The following is a 21122-nucleotide window of genomic DNA, read 5'->3' as shown; positions in this document are numbered from 1 at the left end:
TTTCTTACTCTTCGTCATCATCTTCAAAAGCTTCGTCCAGCTCTATGAAGTCATCATCCACATCTTCTTCATCTTCATCGATGTCAACCAGCTCTTCACCGTCAAACTCCTGCTTTGTATAGCCATGTTTGCCGTAGTCTTCTTCTCTGTCGTGATGTCTTCTTGACTCTCCCTCAATAACAGAGCGAAGATCTGTGTCGCCATAATCTACAGATTCCAGAAGATGTACTTCTGTATTGTCATCCTTGAGCACCTTCACATCCAGACCAAGAGACTGAAGCTCTTTTAAGAGAACCTTGAAGGATTCCGGAATACCCGGCTCAGGAATATTGTCACCTTTGATAATTGCTTCGTATGTCTTAACACGACCAACAACATCATCAGATTTCACTGTCAGGATTTCCTGCAGTGTATAGGATGCACCATAAGCCTCCAGTGCCCAAACCTCCATCTCACCGAAACGCTGTCCACCGAACTGAGCTTTACCACCCAGTGGCTGCTGTGTTACCAGAGAGTATGGACCAGTAGAACGTGCATGGATCTTATCATCAACCAGGTGATGCAGTTTCAGATAGTGCATGTGACCGATAGTTACAGGGCTGTCAAAATACTCGCCTGTACGTCCGTCACGAAGACGCACTTTACCGTCTCTGGAGATCGGAACACCTTTCCACAGTGCTCTGTGGGCTTTGTTCTCATCCAGATACTGCATTACATCCGGTGCTAAAATATCTTTATATTTCTCACGGAACTCTTCAAAGTCTTCTGTATTTACATAGTCATTTGCAAGTTCCAGTGTATCCTGGATATCATTCTCGTTTGCACCCTGGAAAATAGGAGTTGCAACATTAAATCCAAGTGCTTTCGCAGCAAGACTTAAGTGGATCTCCAGCACCTGTCCGATGTTCATTCGGGAAGGCACACCCAGAGGGTTCAGCACGATATCAAGAGGACGTCCGTTCGGAAGGAATGGCATATCTTCTACAGGAAGTACACGGGAAACAACACCCTTGTTACCGTGACGTCCGGCCATTTTATCACCAACGGAAATCTTTCTCTTCTGCGCGATGTAGATACGTACGGACTGGTTCACACCAGGTGACATCTCATCGCCGTTCTCTCTTGTAAATACCTTGGCATCTACGATAATACCGTATTCACCATGAGGTACTTTCAGAGAAGTATCACGTACTTCACGTGCTTTCTCACCAAAGATTGCACGGAGAAGTCTCTCTTCTGCTGTAAGCTCTGTCTCTCCCTTAGGAGTAACTTTACCAACAAGGATATCACCGGCACGTACTTCCGCACCGATACGGATAATACCACGCTCATCCAGATCCTTCAGTGCTTCATCTCCCACACCAGGAACATCACGTGTGATCTCTTCCGGTCCCAGCTTGGTATCACGGGCTTCACATTCATATTCTTCCATATGGATAGATGTATAAACATCATCCATAACCAGTCTTTCGCTCAGAAGTACAGCATCCTCGTAGTTGTAACCTTCCCAGGTCATGAATCCGATCAGAGGGTTCTTACCAAGGGCCAGCTCTCCATTGCAGGTAGAAGGACCATCTGCAATAACCTGTCCTGCCTCTACATGCTCTCCCTGGAACACGATCGGCTTCTGGTTATAACAGTTACTCTGGTTACTTCTCAGGAATTTTGTCAGATGATAGTCATCCTTTGTACCATCATCATTCTTGATGCTGATATCTGTAGAGGTAGAACGAAGTACAGTACCTGATTTCTTCGCAACTACGCAGACACCGGAGTCAACCGCTGTCTTTACTTCCATACCTGTACCAACCACAGGAGCTTCTGTTGTCAGAAGTGGCACTGCCTGACGCTGCATGTTGGATCCCATCAGCGCACGGTTGGCATCATCGTTCTGCAGGAACGGGATCAGAGCTGTAGCTACAGAGAATACCATTCGCGGAGATACGTCCATATAATCAAACATATGGCGTTCATACTCCTGAGTCTCTTCACGGAAACGACCGGATACATTCTTATGAACGAAATGTCCTTCTTCGTCCAGAGGCTCGTTGGCCTGTGCTACATGGTAATTATCCTCTTCATCTGCAGTCATATATACAACCTCGTCTGTTACACGAGGATTCTTAGGATCTGTCTTGTCGATCTTACGGTAAGGTGCTTCGATAAATCCGTACTGATTAATTCTCGCATAAGATGCAAGGGAGTTGATCAGACCGATGTTAGGACCTTCAGGGGTCTCGATCGGACACATTCTTCCGTAATGAGAATAATGGACATCTCGAACCTCGAATCCGGCTCTGTCTCGTGACAGACCACCAGGTCCCAGGGCAGACAGACGTCTCTTGTGGGTCAGCTCACCCAGAGGGTTATTCTGATCCATGAACTGTGACAGCTGGGAAGAACCAAAGAACTCCTTCACTGCTGCAGTTACAGGTTTAATATTGATCAGGGACTGAGCGGAAATGCTCTCAGTGTCCTGAGTTGTCATTCTCTCACGAACCACACGTTCCAGTCTGGAAAGACCGATTCTGTACTGGTTCTGAAGCAGCTCACCTACCGCACGGATACGACGGTTACCCAGATGATCGATATCATCTGCATTTCCAAGGCCATATTCCAGATGCATATTATAGTTAATAGAAGCAAAAATATCTTCTTTGGTAATATGCTTTGGAATCAGATCATGGATATCTCTGTAAACTGCTGCGATTCTGTCTTCTAATGTATCATTTTCTTCCAGAATAGTCTTTAATACAGGATAGTATACTAATTCTGTAACCCCAAGCTTCTTAGGATCTTCGATTTCCGGAAGGAAATGACGGATATCAACCATTAAGTTGGAAAGGACTTTGATTCTGCGGTCTTCTTCGCCCAGAATCCATACAAAAGGAACAGCACTGTTCTGGATCACATTTGCCAGTTCCTTAGTAACTACTGCTCCCTCTTCTGCCAGGATTTCTCCTGTGGATGGGTCTACAACTTCCTCTGCCAGCTTATGGCCCACAATTCTTCTGTTAAGATGAAGCTTCTTATTAAATTTATAACGGCCAACATGAGCAAGATCATATCTTCTCGGATCAAAGAACATAGCATTGATCAGGCTCTCTGCACTCTCTACAGCAAGCGGTTCACCCGGACGGATTTTCTTGTATAATTCAAGAAGACCTTCCTGATAATTAGTAGATGTATCCTTGGTAAAGCTTGCCAGGATCTTTGGCTCTTCACCGAAAAGCTCTGTGATCTCAGCATTGCTTCCCACACCCAGTGCACGGATCAGAACTGTGATCGGAACTTTACGGGTTCTGTCTACACGAACATAAAATACATCATTGGAATCTGTCTCATATTCCAGCCATGCTCCTCTGTTAGGAATAACAGTACTGGAGAACAGTCTCTTACCCAGCTTATCATGTGCGATGGCATAATAGATTCCAGGGGAACGTACTAACTGGCTGACGATTACACGCTCTGCACCATTGATGACAAAGGTACCGGTAACTGTCATAATAGGTAAATCTCCCATGAAAATCTCGTGTTCGTTGATCTCCCCTGTTTCTTTGTTAATCAGTCTCACTCGAACCTTCAAAGGTGCGGCATAAGTTGCGTCACGTTCTTTACACTGCTCGATGGTATATTTCGCATCCTTCTCGTCAAATGTAAAGTCGATGAATTCCAGACTGAGCTTTCCGCCGTAATCTGCGATCGGAGAAATGTCATCAAAGACTTCTTTCAGTCCTTCATCAAGAAACCATTTATAAGAATCTCTCTGGACTTCGATCAGGTTTGGCATTTCCAGGACTTCTTCTTGCCTCTGGAAGCTCATACGCATGCTTTTTCCAGTTTTTACAGAACGAATTCTGTTTTTTTCCATTGACGTTTCACCCCTGTTTTTTCTTTATATTTATTATAACATGACCCTTACTGCCAAAAGACAATAGGCACATCTTGCCATAATATAGCATTCTTCACTATAGCACAACAAGATACGCCTGTCAATCATTTTTTTCCAAATATTTTATTATATTTTTCCAGCCCCGTGTACCTGCATCACACAGACAGCCACAGAGCAAAAATGCAGGAATGTCGAAACATTCCTGCATAAAATTCTTTTCACAAAGAAGATAATTATTTAAGGTTAACCTTAGCACCTTCTGCTTCAAGTTTTGTTTTGATATCTTCAGCTTCTGCTTTGGATGCGCCTTCTTTAACAACCTTAGGAGCTCCGTCAACCATTTCTTTAGCTTCTTTCAGACCTAAGCCAGTTACTTCACGAACAACTTTGATAACTTTAACTTTGTTTGGTCCAACTTCTGCAAGTTCTACATCGAACTCATCTTTTTCTTCAGCTGCTTCTCCAGCTGCTCCAGCTGCTGCTACTACAACACCTGCTGCTGCGGATACACCGAACTCTTCTTCACAAGCTTTTACTAAATCATTTAATTCTAATACAGATAATTCTTTGATTGCTGCAATAAATTCTTCTGTTGTTAATTTTGCCATTTTAAATTCCCTCCATATAATATATTTTATTATTCGTTATTTTTTGTCCTGTTATTTCAGGATTATTCAGCTGCTGCTGCGTCAGCACCACCGTTTTTCTCAGCGATCTGATTAAGCACACGAGCAAAGTTGGTAATAGGAGACTGGATGCTTCCAAGCAGTTTTCCGAGAAGTTCTTCTCTGGAAGGAATGCCTGCCAGTGCCTGAATACCTGCCTGATCGTTATAGTTACCTTCAACGATACCTGCTACCAGCTCTAAAGCCGGGTTCTTCTTAGCGAATTTATCAAGGATTCTTGCAGGAGCAGTAGCGTCATCAGCAGAGATTGCCAGAGCGTTTGTTCCATGTAAGTGCTGGATCAGTTCTTCACACTGAGTACCTTCGAATGCACGATGCATCATTGTGTTTTTGTAAACCTTGTACTGTACACCAGCTTCTCTTAATTCCTTACGTAAAGCAGTATCCTGTTCAACTGTAAGACCACTGTAGTTAACAAGTACTACAGATTCTGCCTCTTTCACGTTGCTGATAATTTCGTCTACGATTGGTTGTTTAAGTTCTACTTTTGCCATGAAATGGTACACCTCCTTATAGATTTTGTATACCGCTGCAATGAGTAAAGAAAAAGCCTTACTGCATGACAGTAAGGCTTGTGTAATCTCCATAAAAGAATACTTAGTCCTCGGTAGGCGGTTACATCCTTATGCCTTGCGGCACCTACTGTCTTCGGCAGCGTTCTGATATAAGATAGCATACGAAATAGGGGTTGTCAATAGTTTTTTTACTTTTTTCAATAGTTTTTTAATAGTTATTAGAAAGATACAGCTCCCTTACATTGTTCCGAAAATGCGGTCACCGGCATCGCCAAGACCCGGACAGATGTAGGCGTGGTCATTTAACTCACGGTCAAGGTGGCCACAGTAGATCTGCACATCCGGATGTGCTTCGTGAAGGCGTTTCAATCCCTCAGGAGCTGCTATGATACACATGAATTTGATATTTTTTCCGCCCTGTTTTTTCACAAAATCAACGGCTGCTTCTGCAGAGCCTCCGGTTGCAAGCATTGGGTCTACGATAACTGCAATTCGTTCATCAATGGATTCCGGAAGCTTGCAGTAGTATTCGTGAGGTTCATGTGTTACAGGATCACGGTAAAGTCCTACGTGTCCAACCTTTGCAGACGGTACAAGTGTAAGGATGCTGTTTACCATTCCCAGACCTGCACGGAGTACAGGGATCACTGCCAGCTTCTTTCCTGAGATCATCGGTGTCATACAGGTTTCAATCGGTGTTTCGATCTCCACGTCTTCTACCGGAAGATCACGAAGGGCTTCATATCCCATAAGAATGCCGATCTCCTCTACTAATTTACGGAATTCATTTGTTCCTGTGCTTTTATTTCTCAGCATGGAGATTTTGTGCTGGATCAGCGGATGGTCCATAATATAAACGTTTTCCATTATTCTATTTCCTCTCTTGGTGGTATCCTATTTATTTTCTGTTCTCCTATTATAATGCATAGCATCGTTTTACAAAAGGGGGATTTTTATTATTTTACATTTGTTTGCGCACGATCCGATATTCATCACCCATCTTAAAATATGGACACTGATGGAAATTCCCTGTAATGAATTTTACCATCTCATCCTCATCAAGATTGACTTCGCAGGTATAACATTCGTAATCGTCATCATAACTGTAATTTACACAGTATTCGCAGTTTACTGCATTGGACATAGCTAGAGTCTCCTTTCTCAAAAGATACTTTTGCAACTTTTGTCATTTCTGATATACTTATAGTAGCAATTCCTATTTAACCAAATCAAAGAAATTCCCTGCTTCAATTGTGAAAAGCAATAAGCAACAGGTGAAAGCTTGCTTTTATCTGCTATAAAACGAGGTTACATTTATGTCATTATATCATATATCTGCAAAAAAATTAATAAAATGCTGTGTTTTTTCAATGTTCACAGCGTCTCTTATATTATGTCCGGCTGTTTTGTCCGGATGTTCGACACAGACAAAAAGCGGGAAAAATACAGCTGCTGATTCTCAGGAGCCAATTTCTACTACCGCGATTAAATTGAATACCGCAGTTACTGTCACTATTTATGATTCCCAGGATAGAAATCTGCTCACCGAATGTATGAATTTATGTGATAAATATGAGAAAATATTCAGCCGTACTGCAAGCGACAGTGAATTATATAAACTAAACCACAGACAGCTTACACCAGTGAATGGGACAGAGGATACTTATCAGGTGTCGGATTCTCTGGCGGAACTGATTCAGAAGGGACTTTATTATTCTGATTTGTCAGATGGTGCTTTCGATATTGCGATTGAGCCATTGACTTCCTTGTGGGATTTTACCGCAGAAGATCCGCAAGTTCCGGAAGACAGTCTGATTCAGGCAGCATTACCCAAATGTGATTATCACAATATTTCTGTTGATAGAGTTAAAAATGAGATTACATTAAAAACAGACGATACTGCAATTGAGCTTGGTGCTATTGCCAAGGGTTATATTGCAGACCGTCTGAAGGATTATCTGGTTTCCCGGAATGTGAAAAGTGCGATCATCAATCTTGGCGGAAATGTTCTCTGTATTGGCGAAAAACCGGACAATTCTGCTTTTAAGATTGGGATCCAGAAACCGTTTGCAGACCGCAGTGAGACCATTGCTGTTATGGATATCAAAGATAAATCAGTGGTTTCTTCCGGGATTTATGAACGATGCTTTGAACAGAATGGCACATTATATCATCATCTGCTCAATCCCAAAACCGGCTATCCCTATGACAATGGACTGATCACAGTTACGATTATTTCCGACAAGTCTGTGGGCGGGGATGCACTGAGTACCACCTGCTTTGCCATGGGTCTGGAAGACGGCATGAAGCTTGCTGAATCCCTGGACGATGTACAGGCATTTTTTGTAACTTCTGATTATGAGATTCACTATACCAAAGACTTCCGGAAAAAAATCAAGGTTACGGAAACAAAATAGAAAAGTTACTGTTCACTCCGTTCACAGCAACACGCTTCGCGATGCACAGAATTTATGCTAATCGCATAAATTCGCGCGGTATGTCTCGGGTTTTCTGTGACCTTCGCTCACAAAAAACACCTCGCGGGATATTACCAGTGAACAGTAACATAGAAAAGCCTCATAGGGAACAAATGTTCAAATAGTCCTTGCATTATCGAACATTAGTTTGTATAATAAGGATATGAATTCCATCACAGACAGCACTTATACCACCCAGGAGAAATTACAGATTCTGGCTGATGCAGCGAAATATGATGTCGCATGTACTTCCAGCGGTTCCAGCCGCCGGGGTAAGAAAGGAGAGCTCGGCAATGCGGAGGCATGCGGTATCTGTCACAGTTTTGCTGCAGACGGAAGGTGTATTTCTCTGCTGAAGATCCTGATGACCAACCACTGTGCCTACGATTGCAAATACTGCATCAACCGTTCCAGCAATGATGTACCCAGAGCAACCTTTACCCCTGAAGAGATCTGTCAGTTAACCATTGAATTTTATAAAAGAAACTATATTGAAGGACTGTTTCTCAGCTCCGGAGTGCTGAAGAATCCTACCTATACTATGGAAAAGATGTGCGAAACACTGCTGCTTCTCCGTACCAAATACCATTTTAACGGATACATTCATGTGAAAACTATTCCCGGAGCCTCTGACGAGCTTCTGGCTGCAGCCGGATATCTGGCTGATCGTATCAGTGTAAATATGGAGCTTCCCACCCAGGAAAGCCTGCACCTGCTGGCACCGAATAAGACCATGCAGAACATCCTGAATCCTATGGGAAAGGTGCAGAACACAATTGCCTCCCACAGAATAGCTGTGGGCAAGTCTGCATATATGGACCGGAGCCGTGGAAATCAGTTTTTAAATCAGGGAATTTTTTCAGATAACTCCAAGAAAATATTCAGAGAGAAGCTTGAAAATCAGAACATGGATGCAAAACTTAAAGGTTACAAGGCTCCGACAAAGGATGGCCGAAATGTATTTTCAGGCAGGGAAAACGAAATGTACAATCGAATTCTCACCTGGGAGAATGCCTGCCAGCTGGCACCCCGTGATATGTCTGATCTGAAACGGAGCTTTGCACCTGCAGGCCAGAGCACCCAGATGATCATTGGCGCAACCGGGGAAAGTGATTATACTCTGCTGCAGACTACTCAGGCATTATATCAGGGCTTTGATCTGAAGCGTGTATTTTACTCTGCCTACATTCCACTGAATGAGGATAGGGTTCTTCCACAGATTGGCACACCGCCTCCTCTTCTGCGGGAGCATCGCCTGTATCAGGCAGACTGGCTACTGCGCTTCTATGGATTTCAGGCAGGGGAACTGTTATCGGAAGAGCAGCCAAACTTCAATGAATTGTTAGACCCCAAATGTGACTGGGCCCTGCGTCACCTGGATCAGTTTCCTGTGGATGTGGAAAGAGCCAGCTACCCAGTTTTACTTCGCGTTCCCGGCATCGGCCCAAAATCAGCCAGCCGTATCACCCACGCCAGACGATATGGAAGGCTGGATTTTGACAGCTTAAAGAAAATGGGCGTGGTGTTAAAACGAGCGCACTATTTTATTACCTGTGGGGGAAAACAGATGTATCATACTCCCATTGAACAGGAATACATCACAAGACAATTAGTCACTGTAGATAAAAACGATCTGTGGAAGATCCGGCATTCCGGTGAATCCTATTCCCAGATGACCCTTGCAGATTTTGGAATAAAATAGGAATAATAAGAAGAGAAAATTCATGAAAATATTTACATGTCAGGACCGCCTTGAGGACATCATGACCTGCATCTATGATGCCTGGTCTGCTGCCCTGAAGGTGGGTCACAGTCAGATACAATTAAGAAAAGAACCTGTATTTCAACAGACAATGTTTGATGAGTATATCCACGTAGACGGAAATTCTTCCAAAGCAGAAAAAGTGATCCGTTCTATCCGCAGAGATATTTCAGAGGAAGCTTATCTGGATATCTACTATGCTTCCCTGTCTGCAGATGAAGATGCTCTACAGGCAATTTATAATTTTCTGAGGGTAGGCTTCGCAGTGGGAAATACTGTAACCCGGCTATATACCAACCCTCATGTGGTAAAACTTCTGGAAATCCGGCGCAGGGTATCCAATGAAGCCCATCATTTCCGGGAATTTGCCCGTTTCCAGAGTCTGGATTCCAGGGTATATATCAGCCATCTGGAACCCCAAAATGATGTGATCTTGCTGGTTGGCAGACATTTCGCAGACCGCATGCCCTCAGAACACTGGATGATCATTGACGATAACCGTAAAATTGCCTGTGTGCACCCAATGGACGGCGAAAACTATCTGCGTTATCTTACAGAGGAAGAGTTTAAGACTCTGCAACAGACTGAAGCATATGAGGATGAATTCACTGATATGTGGAAAACCTTTTTCCATGCTGTCAGCATTAAACAGAGAGAGAATTACGTCTGCCAGAGAAACCTATTCCCCATCTGGAAGCGAAAGCATGCTGTGGAATTTAAAAATTAGCAGAATCTTACTCCACCTCAAATTTTTCCAGGCTTTCCAGTCTGGTTTTATATTCTGAATCATAAGACTCTGTGAAGGAAGCTTCTTTCTTCATTTTTTCAAGAGCTGCTGCTGCCTTTTTAACTGTCTGGATAGTGCCGGCACCTGCTACACAACCGCCGGGACATGCCATTCCTTCCAACAGATAGCCGTCATATTTTCCAAGCTTGGCCATCTGAAGCATTTTCTTACAATTCTGCAGGCCCTCTGCACTCATTACCTTCACTTCACGGTCCGGATCAATACGCTTCACTGCATGGACAACTGCCTCTGCCACACCTCCGCTGACTGCGAAGCCTCTTCCGTCAGCACTTGCACAGAACAGTGGCTCTCCTTCCGGAATATCCTTCCAGTCTATTCCCTTTGCCTCAAACATACCGGCCACTTCTTCAAATGTCAGTACAAAATCCACATAGCTTCGGATGCTCTTACGGCTTGCCTCCAGCTTCTTGGCTGCACAGGGACCTACGAAAACGATCTTGCAGTCAGGTTCCTTCTGCTTAATCAGTCTGGCAGTAAGAACCATAGGTGTCAGTGCCATAGAAATACACTTGGCCTGTTCCGGAAATAATTTCTTGGCCATCATGGACCAGGATGGACAGCAGGAAGTAGCCATGAAAGGAAGTTTCTCAGGAACCTCTTCCAGGAAGTCCTTCGCTTCCTCCACTGTACAAAGATCCGCACCGATAGCAACCTCTCTCACATCTGTAAATCCAAGTGCCTGAAAAGCACCTCTGATCTTGGAATTCTCCATACCGGGAAACTGTCCTGCAATGGCAGGTGCCAGGATGGCATATACAGGTGTCTCACTTTTCAGTGCCATAATAGTCTGGAATATCTGGCCTTTATCAACAATAGCACTGAACGGACAGCTTACCAGACACTGTCCGCAGGATACACATTTATCCTGATCAATCTCGGCTCTTCCATATTCATCAGAGCCAATGGCATTCATGCCACAGGCCTTTGAACAGGGACGTTCCTGTTTAATGATAGCATTATACGGACAGGCTTCCAGACACTTTCCGCATTTAATACAGGCATCCTCGTCAATGTGGGATCTGCCGTCCTTCATATGCACGGCTTTCTTTGGACAGACTTCCACACAGGGATGCTCCAGGCAGCCCTGACAGCCCTCTGTGACCATCACTCTTTTCTCAGGGCAGGAGTTACAGGCAAATTTGATCACATTAATAAGAGGCGGTTCATAATATTTTTCCTCCATAATGCTGGCCTCCACACCTTTGGAAATCGGTGCATGCTCTGTGATCTTTCTCAGTGACATTCCCATTGCCACACGAAGTCTCTCTCCAACTACTGCTCTTTCCAGAAAAATACTGTCACGGTAGGAAGCAATCTCGCCGGGTACGATTTTGTAGGGAAGCTCCTCCAGTGTCTCCGGAGACTGGCCTTCATATGCCATCCTCGCAATTTCTGTAAAAATTTTGTGTCTGATTTCTGTTTTGGATGAATACAGTCCTCTCATTCTTTCCTCCTGATTCTCAATTCGGATAACTGTACAGTAATCCACTGCAGGAACACCGAACAATTTCCATTTATAATTTCATCGCTGCTGCAATCAGCACACTCATTTTTCCTCCTGCTGAACTTTCAGCCACTTCACAGAGAAACGAAATTCCGCTCATTTCCGTTTCCTTATCTGCATATCATATCACCAAATGCTTCCAGGCTCAACACAACATCAAAATTTCCGCTGAATTATCCCCAAATCCCACTCCTCTGCTCTTCCAGATGATCCAATATGTAATTATAAATATCTATAGATACACTGTCCGGATAGTGGGTTCCATCTACAGTGGAAAATCCCTCAGATACCAGATGGGAGTATACATCTATGTAGGTAACTCCGCTCAGATTGGCCTGCATTGCCGCATTAAAACTTTCAATTTCCGCATTGCTGCAATATGGATCATTCTGTACCGGTCCCACAGATACAAAATATGTCTGGGCTCCACGGTTTCCCCATTCTGCTGCCTTGGAATTAATATAGCTGATATAATCATTCACATGATAGAGATCATTGACTCCCATCAGGATGATGACTGCTGTATTGTCCTCTATCTGATCTTCTACCTGCGGCACACCTGTAGATACCATCCAGTCATATCCCATAGAAGAAAGACAGGACCAGATACTGTCATCATTTACCGCATCCCTCAGACCTTCTGTTCTGGAATCTCCAATGAAAACAAGCTTGTCTGCTGAAATCGTATCCGGGTGATCTGGTCTGCTTAATGTTCCCTGATCTGCCGGATCCGATACATCTTTTTCAGCAGTATCCGGTACAGGTGTTGATGTTGGTTTCTGTGTTGGTACAGGCTCCGGTGTTGATATTGGTGTCTGTGTCGGTTTTACTGTCGGTGTGGGCGTAACTGTCAGGATTTTCGGCCGTGGCGGACCTGCAATCTCTGTTGCATACACATTTGAAAACATATAGGTAACCGCCAGACACACCGTCAACACCATTCGTCTGGTTTGATCTTTTTTCGTAAATCTCACTCCTTTTCAGGTTTATGATCGCACTTTCTGCTACAGACACCCCGCCTGTTGCTTACTTTTTGATCTTCACAGGACAAATACTTACATTCCAGGCAGCATATCCGGCCATGAAAGGATCTCGTCCGAAATAACATCCTCATAAGCACCCTCAATATCCTGGCTTCTGCCTGCTTCAAATACGTTTGTCTCAGCTCCCCAGACACGGTCCTCATATTCCCATATATGAAATCTCAGACCGCGGAACATAAAATCAATACTTCCACACCCGTTCTCTTCCGTATATTCATAGTTAATATTTTTCGTTTTCAACGCTTTCTGTACTTTTTTCAGCCGCATAAAAATACCTCCATTCAACTGCGCAGCCCTGTTTTATAACAGTTTATACTGCAAAACCAATCCCAATACGCAATATTATACAAAATCAATTATAACACATTCTTTGACATAATGTGTAATATGCAATGTCTTTGTAGTATCCTTACTGATTTATTTTTTTCTTTGTAGGAATTGCCAGGATTATGCTCGTGGCAATTACAAACAGAGTTCCCATCAAATCCGGTGTAGTGAAGCTGACCTTCATCCAGACTGCAGTTAATACCATAGAGGCCACCGGTTCCACACAGGAAAAAAGACTGGCTTTTACAGAGCGCGTCAGCTTATTCTGATTTAATTTGCTTTCATCATTTGTCTGCATATTTATACTATCTTTCCTATCTATATGAATGTTTGAGAATTGCGAGAGCTGCTTTGCAGCGGAGCAATTCGTAGATATCAAAGATATAGCAGTCCTTCTTCTACACAACCGAGTATAATCTGCTGCAGCCATACTTGTCAAGAAAGCAAAATACCGCAGAAACTTTCACTGTTTCTGCGGTATTACTGTTCACTGCTTATTGCTTTTCGTAATTGAAGCAGGGGACTTCCCTGATTCGGTTATCGGAGGCTGTATCAGATATAGTTCCCATCCTGGGCATTCTGTACTGCAAATGCAGATTTCTTCTTCACGAAATCAATGGTATCCTTTACGGTGATTCCGTCAATCTGCCAGTTTGAATAGAAACCATCCATATTTTTCAGTGTTCCATCCTTTGCAGTATTTTCATCAAGTACCAGAAGCACGATCAGTCCTGCTGCCTTAAGATGGCGGACAGTTTCTGCGTAATCCTCGCCCGCTGCCGGATGATACAAATAGGTATGTCTTCCCAGTACAGCCAGTCCTTTTTCTACCTGTTCTGCAAAATCAAGGGTGATTCCTTCCTTACCAATTGGAAATTCCACCACTACCGGCGTCTGGCCTTTTAATCCTGCTCGAACCTGCTCGTCTACCTTTCCAATCTGGGATTTATCCTGGGAAACCAGTGTTTTTCTTACAACACCGCAGGCAGATGTCATATTTGTAATACGATCAATCAAGATCAGCTCGCCAAGTGTTCTGTGTTTGTCAAATTCATCTACTACGATCTTCTCTGAGAATTCCAGAGTGCAGGAAGCAATTTCATTTTTCCTTAAAGTGTAGGCGTTTTTCTTTTCCCCTGTATTCACATCTACAGAATAATTAATCTTTGTAACAAGACCAGGGATCATCTTGGTGCCGATTTTTACAAAGAAGTTCTTGCCATCTGTAAGGGCATTGTCATCCATCCAGAGGATGTCTGCTTCTACAGAATCTGTGAGCGCTGCACCGGAACCAATGGTAAGTACGCATCCACGGGAAACGTCTACCTCTCTGTCAAGCTGGATGGTTACAGGCTGACCCTGCACTGCTTCTTCTGCCTCTTTATCACCAACCAGAATGCTCTTTACATGAGCCTCTTCTTTACTTGGAAGAGTTGTCACAAGATCACCCACCTTGATGGTGCCGTTCTCTATCTGTCCCTGGAATCCACGGAATTCATGGTTCGGTCTGCAGACTCTCTGTACAGGCATATAGAAACCTTTTTCTGTATCTTCTTTGATGTCTACAGTTTCCAGATGTGTAAGGAGTGCTTCGCCTGCATACCATGGCATGTTATCAGATTTTGTTGTAACATTGTCCCCCTCTGTAGCGGATACCGGAATGATCGTTACATTGGCAAGCTTCAGCTCTTCGATCAGACCTGCAATCTGGTTCTCGATCTCGCGGAAACGCTTTTCATCGTAACCGATCAGGTCCATTTTATTTACTGCAAATACGAAGTAACGGATTCCCATCAGTGCACAGATTCTTGCATGACGTCTTGTCTGTACCAGCACTCCCTGGGATGCATCCACAAGAATAACTGCCAGATCTGCGAAAGATGCACCAACTGCCATGTTTCTGGTGTATTCCTCATGACCTGGGGTGTCAGCTACGATAAAGCTGCGGTTGTCTGTTGTAAAATAGCGGTATGCAACGTCGATGGTAATACCCTGCTCACGTTCTGCCATCAGGCCATCCAGAAGAAGAGAATAGTCAATGGCACCGCCTCTGCTTCCTACTTTGGAATCCAGCTCCAGAGCTTTCTCCTGGTCTGCGTAGAGAAGCTTTGCATCATAAAGAATATGTCCGATCAGAGTGGATTTTCCATCATCCACACTTCCGCATGTAATAAATTTCAATAATCCTTTCATCCTAGAAATACCCCTCTCTCTTTCTTCTCTCCATGCTGCCTGCTGCCTCGTGGTCGATCACTCGGCTGGTACGTTCAGAGGAAACAGCACTTAATGTCTCATCAATGATCTCATCCAGTGTATCTGCATCAGATTCGATGCCGCCTGTAAGCGGATAGCATCCAAGGGTACGGAATCTGACTTTTTTATATTCGATTTTTTCATCCGGGCGAAGCTTCAGTCTGTCATCGTCTACCATGATAATATTGCCGTCTCTGTAAATAACCGGTCTTTCCTTTGCAAAGTATAATGGCACGATTTCGATGTTTTCACGCTGAATGTACTGCCAGATATCTTTCTCTGTCCAGTTGGAGATTGGGAAAACTCTCATGCTTTCACCCTTCTGGATCTTTGTGTTGTAAAGCTTCCACATCTCCGGTCTCTGGTTCTTCGGATCCCATGCCTGGGCTGAGTTACGGAAAGAGAAGATTCTTTCTTTTGCTCTGGATTTCTCCTCATCACGGCGGCCGCCGCCAAATGCTGCTGTAAATCCATATTTAGTCAGAGCCTGTTTTAAAGCCTGGGTTTTCATAATGTCTGTGTATGCAGAACCATTGTCAAATGGGTTGATCCCTGCCTTTACACCTTCTTCGTTGGTATAAACCAGCATGTCGATTCCATTTTCCTTTGCGATTCTGTCACGGAATTCGATCATCTCACGGAATTTCCATGTGGTATCAATGTGAAGAAATGGGAAAGGTGGTTTCTCCGGGTAAAATGCTTTCAGCGCCAGATGGAGCATAACGGAGCTGTCCTTTCCTATAGAATAAAGCATAACCGGCTTTTCACACTCGGCTGCCACTTCCCGCATAATATAAATTGCTTCTGCTTCAAGCTCATCAAGATGAGATAAGTTACTCATTGCATTATCCTCCTCTGTTTGTTTATACCTGACTGTCCGTCTCCTTACTGTCAGCAGACTGAGGGACAGCTATATTTAATATTTATTGGCATCTTTCTTATTAACCTGAATGGTAATCTGGGTGCCATCCGGCTTCTCCACTGTCCAGGTGGAAATGTCAGGTTTCTCTGACACGATCATACTTGCACCTCTGCCTCCCACATCAGCTCCAAGGAAGAAGCGGATAGCATCACGGCTGCATTCTTTGATACAGGAGGTGCATCCCCAGCAGTCTCTGACCTGGCGGATAAAGGCTTTGCCCTCTTTGTCCTTTTTGATCAGGTTTCCGGGACAGGCTTCGATACATCTGCCGCATCCTACACATTTACTTTTCTGAATCCGAATGCTCATCTTTCACCTGCTCCTTTCGCTACTGTATTGGAATCTGCACTTTCTTTTGTGATCAGATCACGGTACAGAATCCTGATCTTCCCGTTTTCCATACGGGAATTTACATATTTCATCCAATCTTCACTCTGCTCAGGGTAATCTGTATTCTCTCCGAAGCTGTGCCATCTGGTTTCTTTTCTGGCTGCCAGATGTGCGATCACAGCCCGGCATACAATCAGCCGTTCACGGAGTTCGTAAATCTGCATCAGTTCGTAAGTATCTGATGCTGCCAGAGTGTCCACTACAGGAAGAAGTGCGGCGATCTTTTCATCTGCTTTTGCAAGACTTGTCTCGCTGTATCTGTAGTCTGTACCGATTCCGCCTGCATACTGATCCATGATTTTCTGCATGGCCTCCTCAAGCTGCTCTGCATTCATCAGGGAACGGGGCGCATTTAAGTGAGCTTCATATTCTGATTTCTTTGCTGCTGCAATTTCAAATAGATTCTGTACTTCATCACCCTTCGCAATTTCAGATAGATTCTGCTCCTCGTCATTCTTCATAATATCTGCTGTTTCCTCTGATACGGATGACTCTTTTTTATTCTCTGCCAGGGTCCTGTCATCTTTCCTGTTCAGATATTCCAGGATCGCCTCTGCTGCGATCTCACCCTCTGCCAATGCGCCGGTTACATATTTCTGCGGGCATCCTCCGGCTACATCCCCGGCTGCATATAAGCCTTCTATGGTGGTCGCTCTGTTATTGTCTACCCAGTAACCGCTGGCTGTATGTCCGCCTACAATGTACGGTTCTGTACCTTCAATTTCTACGTTCTCTTCAGATGGTCCTTTGCCTGCTTCCATCCATTTCAGAGTCTGGGACGGTGCCATATTCAGGTAGGCTTTGTAGAGATCCTGCTCCTGTTCTTTGGAAATGCCTTCCGTTCTGAGGTAACACGGACCCTTTCCTTCTCTGTTCTCCATCACTGTGCCGTAAACCCTCTGAGAGGTTGTCAGACCATATTTTGTCTCATAAATGTCACCATGTGCATTGACCTGTCTTGCTCCAACACCCTGGGCAATGGTTCCTGTAGGAGCAATGGTGTCCTTACATCTCAGTGCAATGAAACGCATCTCAAAGGTTGTCATTTCTGCACCGGAAAGAAGTCCCATTGCATATCCTGCACCTGTGTTAAATGGCGGATACCACATTTTATGTCTGGAAAAGCCCGGGTTATTTGGTCTGTAAAGTCCGGCAGCCCCGCCTGTTGCACAGAGAACTGCTTCTGCATCAATATCATAGAAAATCTCTTCATTGACACTGAACCCTACAGCTCCTGTGATCTTTCCTTTTTCTGTTTTATAGTCTGTGATGTTTACGTGGTTCAGAACTGTAACATTCTCCTGTTCGGCTGCTGCCTTTGCAAGGATTGGCTTCATGTTCTCACCGTTGATCTTAATGTTTCGGTTTCCTCTGGCAACGTATTTGCCCTTTTCATCCTTCAGGATAACCAGCCCCAGGTCTTCCATCACCTTTGTCACATGATTCAGTCTCTCTGACATAGTGAGAAGAAGATCCTCCCTTACGATTCCGTGGGCATCCTTTTTTGCATAGTCCACATAATCCTGCGGTACTCTGCCTTCTGTAATATATGCGTTTAACGCGTTCACGCCTGCTGCCAGGCATCCGCTTCGTTTAATGTTCGCTTTCTCTGCGATCAAAACTTTTTTATGACTTTTCTGACCGATCACATAGGCTGCAAAGCATCCTGCTGTACCGCCGCCGATGATCAGCACATCTGTTTTGATTCTCTCTGTCCTCATACTCTGTTACTCTTTTCTCCAATTTCCTTAGATAATTACAAAGTCATCCCTTACAGCCTCATTCTCGATCAGCTGTACACTGTCACCCTTTAGTGCGAAAATCCTGTACAGGAATACATTGACAATTTCTCCCTCGCGGACATCTGCTTTCTCCAGACTTCTTCTGGCAGTTACTACAGAATTGTTCACTCTCACCTGAAGCTCCAGGTTATCCCCTCTGAAGGAAACCTGTTCCACCACTCCCTGAGATACAGAGGTTCTGAACTTCTCTACCTCATCCAGTTTGGAAATCTTTACAAATTCCGGACGGACAATAATCTTGTCTGCTCCCTCCGCCTGAGTAAAGGTATGGAAATCATCTGCATTTTCCAGTACAGATGGCTGTCCGAAGAAGGATGCGGTAAAAGCGGTTTCCGGGTTTCTGTAAACTTCCACTGGTGTGCCCTTCTGCTCAATCTGTCCTGCATTGGTAATGATGATCTCATCTGCCACTTCAATGGCTTCATCCTGATCATGAGTAACAAAAATACTGGTGATACCCAGTTTCTCGATCATCTCTTTTAACCAGCTTCGTAATTCCTGACGGATTTTTGCATCAATAGCTGCAAATGGCTCATCCAGAAGTAATACCTGGGGGTTCGGGGCAAGGGCTCTGGCAAATGCTACCCTCTGTCTCTGGCCGCCGGACAGCTGGCTTGGATATCTTTTCTCCAGTCCTTCCAGTCCTACCAGTTTGACCAGCTCCATGACTCTGGCATGAATTTTCTTTTTGTCTACTTTCTGAACCTTCAGACCGAACGCTACATTGTCATAGACTGTCATATAACGAAACAATGCATAATTCTGAAACACAAATCCGATTCCACGCTCACTGGCCGGAACATCGTTGACTACCTTTCCGTCAATAATGATCTCTCCACTGTCCGGATTTTCCAGACCTGCGATCATTCGAAGAATAGTTGTTTTTCCGCTTCCACTTGGTCCCAGCAGGCCGATCAGCTTACCTTTTTCGATTCCGAAATTCACATTTCTTGATGCCTGGTAGGAACCATAGGTCTTATTTATATTTTTTAACTCTACATACATATCAGGCTTCCTTCTTTCCTTTGTATTCGATCACGCTTCGGATCACCAGAATAATAACTGCCATGATCACCAGCAGTGAAGATACGGCAAATGCCGGAACATACTGAAACTCATTAAATAGAATCTCTACATGAAGAGGAAGTGTGTTGGTTTTTCCCCTCAAATGTCCGGAAAGGACAGACACTGCTCCGAACTCTCCCATTGCTCTCGCTGTACAGAGTACGATGCCATAAAGCAATGCCCATTTAATATGAGGAAAGGTAATCTTCCGGAAGATGGTCCATCCGCCGGCTCCCATAAGAGCTGCAGCTTCTTCCTCGTCCGTTCCTTCTGCTTCCAGAACCGGAATCAGCTCTCTGGAAATAAAAGGAAAGGTTACAAATACAGTTGCAATAATGATTCCCGGTACAGAGAATACAACTTTAATTCCGAATTTCAAAAGGAAAAAGTAGACAGGACTCTGTCGTCCAAAAATCAGAAGAAAGATCAGACCTGCGATTACCGGAGAAATGGTAACCGGAAGATCGATCAGAGTTGTCAGAAGCTTCTTACCCCTGAACTGAAACTTGGTCAGTGCCCAGGCTGCAAAGATTCCAAAGACTGTATTAAAGATAACTGCAAAAAGAGTTGCCTTCACAGTGAGAAGAAGTGCTTTGACCGTATATTCATCTGTCACTGCTGCCGCATAAACCTTCCAGCCGCTCCGTAGTGCTTCTGTAATCACAGTGACCAGCGGAAGGAGGAGCATTACCGCCAGAAACAAAATGCTGATCCCGATCAGAACCCATTTTGTAATTTTCTCTGAAGTCTTTCCATTGTTGTCCATCAGGCATTTCCTCCTTTTAAGATTCTCGCGTTTCTCTGCTGGATCACATTATTGAGAAACAGAATGAAAAATGAAACCGCCAACATCACCAGTGCTATTGCTGTCGCACTGGAATAATCAAATTCCTGAAGCTCTGACATAATGATCAAAGGTGTGATTTCTGTATAATATGGTTTATTTCCTGCAATAAATACGATGCTTCCGTATTCACCCAGGCATCTGCCAAACGCAAGTCCGGTTCCTGCAAAAATCGCAGGTTTCAGTTCCGGAAAAATCACTTTCCAGAAAATGGTGGATTTCTTCGCTCCCAGTACACCGGCTGCTTCACTGCAGGAGTTGTCCATTTTCTCCAGGACTGGCTGTACGCTTCTTACAACGAAAGGAATTCCTACAAAGATCATAGCTACTGTGATTCCGATTCTTGTGTATGCGATTTTGATACCAAATCTGGCAAAAAAGCTGCCCACCAGTCCGGAATCAGAGGTCAGGGAAGTAAGTGCAATACCTGCAACTGCTGTTGGAAGCGCAAAAGGAAGCTCAATCATTCCGTCCATAATCCACTTGCCCGGAAATTCATATTTCACAAGTACCCATGCAAGAATGGTTCCCATGATGCCATTTATTACAGCTGCTGCGAAAGCAGATATAAAGCTGGTGTAAAAGGATGCCAGTACTCTGGCTCTTGTAATGGTTTCGATGAAATCTTTAAAGCTTAATTTCGCGGTGTAGATCACCAGACTGGCAAGTGGGATCAGAACCACCAGACTTAATATGGAAATGGTAATTCCCATGGAGAGTCCGAATCCTGGAATCACCGGTTTGTTTCTTTTTTTCATAATCAATTACCACCTCTCTCGTCTCGTATGTTCCGGTCCTGTTGTTGTGTCAGTGGGCAATTTCCCTGTCTGCC

At 44.2% G+C, this 21122-nt stretch carries 19 protein-coding genes and 1 other annotated feature; of the genes, 3 read left to right on the top strand and 16 right to left on the bottom strand.

The annotated features are described in order from the left end of the window. Positions 1-4: 4 nt before the first annotated feature. From rpoB to H8Z82_RS00855, 5 genes are all read right to left on the bottom strand, one after another. Positions 5-3871 (bottom strand): DNA-directed RNA polymerase subunit beta, encoded by a 3867-nt coding sequence (gene rpoB, locus H8Z82_RS00875; protein WP_019163100.1) that lies wholly within the window; start codon positions 3869-3871, stop codon positions 5-7. A 254-nt stretch (positions 3872-4125) separates the two neighbouring features. Then, positions 4126-4500 (bottom strand): 50S ribosomal protein L7/L12, encoded by a 375-nt coding sequence (rplL, locus tag H8Z82_RS00870; protein WP_019163102.1) that lies wholly within the window; start codon positions 4498-4500, stop codon positions 4126-4128. Positions 4501-4562: 62 nt separating this feature from the next. Further along, positions 4563-5072: a 50S ribosomal protein L10 gene (rplJ, locus tag H8Z82_RS00865; protein WP_019163103.1), complete on the bottom strand. Its 510-nt coding sequence runs from the start codon at positions 5070-5072 to the stop codon at positions 4563-4565. A gap of 40 nt (positions 5073-5112) precedes the next feature. Further along, positions 5113-5248, bottom strand: a sequence feature (ribosomal protein L10 leader region). Between the two features lie 82 nt (positions 5249-5330). Further along, complete coding sequence (gene upp / locus H8Z82_RS00860) at positions 5331-5960, bottom strand: uracil phosphoribosyltransferase (RefSeq protein ID WP_019163104.1); 630 nt, start codon at positions 5958-5960, stop codon at positions 5331-5333. 94 nt (positions 5961-6054) lie between these two features. Next, the gene (locus tag H8Z82_RS00855) at positions 6055-6237 is read right to left on the bottom strand and encodes a DUF6472 family protein (RefSeq protein WP_019163105.1); all 183 of its coding nucleotides are present in this window, start codon (positions 6235-6237) and stop codon (positions 6055-6057) included. Positions 6238-6463: 226 nt separating this feature from the next. Here H8Z82_RS00855 and H8Z82_RS00850 point away from each other — a divergent pair, with 226 nt between their 5' ends. From H8Z82_RS00850 to H8Z82_RS00840, 3 genes are all read left to right on the top strand, one after another. Beyond that, on the top strand, positions 6464-7510 hold the full coding sequence (locus tag H8Z82_RS00850; RefSeq protein WP_243176357.1) for an FAD:protein FMN transferase: 1047 nt from the start codon (positions 6464-6466) through the stop codon (positions 7508-7510). A gap of 223 nt (positions 7511-7733) precedes the next feature. Next, positions 7734-9272, top strand: a complete 1539-nt coding sequence (locus H8Z82_RS00845) for a putative DNA modification/repair radical SAM protein (protein ID WP_186993965.1) — start codon at positions 7734-7736, stop codon at positions 9270-9272. A 22-nt stretch (positions 9273-9294) separates the two neighbouring features. Further along, positions 9295-10059 (top strand): TIGR03915 family putative DNA repair protein, encoded by a 765-nt coding sequence (locus tag H8Z82_RS00840; RefSeq protein WP_186993964.1) that lies wholly within the window; start codon positions 9295-9297, stop codon positions 10057-10059. 7 nt (positions 10060-10066) lie between these two features. On the opposite strand, the gene H8Z82_RS00835 is transcribed toward H8Z82_RS00840, so the two are convergent. The 11 genes from H8Z82_RS00835 to cysT all read right to left on the bottom strand — a co-directional run bounded on the left by H8Z82_RS00835 (position 10067) and on the right by cysT (position 21048). Then, positions 10067-11584, bottom strand: coding sequence for a 4Fe-4S dicluster domain-containing protein (locus H8Z82_RS00835; RefSeq protein ID WP_186993963.1), 1518 nt, complete (start codon positions 11582-11584; stop codon positions 10067-10069). 233 nt (positions 11585-11817) lie between these two features. Next, positions 11818-12618 carry a hypothetical protein gene (locus H8Z82_RS00830; protein WP_330607789.1) on the bottom strand — a complete coding sequence of 267 codons (801 nt, stop codon included), beginning with the start codon at positions 12616-12618 and terminating at the stop codon, positions 11818-11820. 81 nt (positions 12619-12699) lie between these two features. After that, positions 12700-12954 (bottom strand): kinase, encoded by a 255-nt coding sequence (locus tag H8Z82_RS00825; protein WP_186993961.1) that lies wholly within the window; start codon positions 12952-12954, stop codon positions 12700-12702. A gap of 142 nt (positions 12955-13096) precedes the next feature. Then, positions 13097-13312 (bottom strand): hypothetical protein, encoded by a 216-nt coding sequence (locus H8Z82_RS00820; RefSeq protein WP_186993960.1) that lies wholly within the window; start codon positions 13310-13312, stop codon positions 13097-13099. 254 nt (positions 13313-13566) lie between these two features. Then, positions 13567-15207, bottom strand: coding sequence for a sulfate adenylyltransferase subunit 1 (locus H8Z82_RS00815; protein WP_186993959.1), 1641 nt, complete (start codon positions 15205-15207; stop codon positions 13567-13569). Position 15208: 1 nt separating this feature from the next. Then, positions 15209-16108: a sulfate adenylyltransferase subunit CysD gene (gene cysD / locus H8Z82_RS00810; protein WP_019163124.1), complete on the bottom strand. Its 900-nt coding sequence runs from the start codon at positions 16106-16108 to the stop codon at positions 15209-15211. 75 nt (positions 16109-16183) lie between these two features. Then, positions 16184-16498: a 4Fe-4S dicluster domain-containing protein gene (locus H8Z82_RS00805; protein ID WP_173683673.1), complete on the bottom strand. Its 315-nt coding sequence runs from the start codon at positions 16496-16498 to the stop codon at positions 16184-16186. Beyond that, positions 16495-18300, bottom strand: a complete 1806-nt coding sequence (locus tag H8Z82_RS00800; RefSeq protein WP_186993958.1) for an adenylyl-sulfate reductase subunit alpha — start codon at positions 18298-18300, stop codon at positions 16495-16497. The genes H8Z82_RS00805 and H8Z82_RS00800 overlap by 4 nt, the downstream gene beginning before the upstream one ends. 27 nt (positions 18301-18327) lie before the next feature. Then, positions 18328-19386: a sulfate/molybdate ABC transporter ATP-binding protein gene (locus H8Z82_RS00795; protein ID WP_186993957.1), complete on the bottom strand. Its 1059-nt coding sequence runs from the start codon at positions 19384-19386 to the stop codon at positions 18328-18330. Position 19387: 1 nt separating this feature from the next. Continuing rightward, the gene (gene cysW, locus H8Z82_RS00790; RefSeq protein ID WP_186993956.1) at positions 19388-20212 is read right to left on the bottom strand and encodes a sulfate ABC transporter permease subunit CysW; all 825 of its coding nucleotides are present in this window, start codon (positions 20210-20212) and stop codon (positions 19388-19390) included. Next, positions 20212-21048, bottom strand: coding sequence for a sulfate ABC transporter permease subunit CysT (gene cysT, locus H8Z82_RS00785; RefSeq protein WP_186993955.1), 837 nt, complete (start codon positions 21046-21048; stop codon positions 20212-20214). The genes cysW and cysT overlap by 1 nt, the downstream gene beginning before the upstream one ends. Positions 21049-21122: the final 74 nt, after the last annotated feature.

Source organism: Blautia difficilis, assembly GCF_014297245.1.
Lineage (GTDB): Bacteria > Bacillota > Clostridia > Lachnospirales > Lachnospiraceae > Blautia_A > Blautia_A difficilis.
Note: the sequence above shows the minus strand (reverse complement) of the source record. Positions and strands in the feature narration are given on the sequence as shown.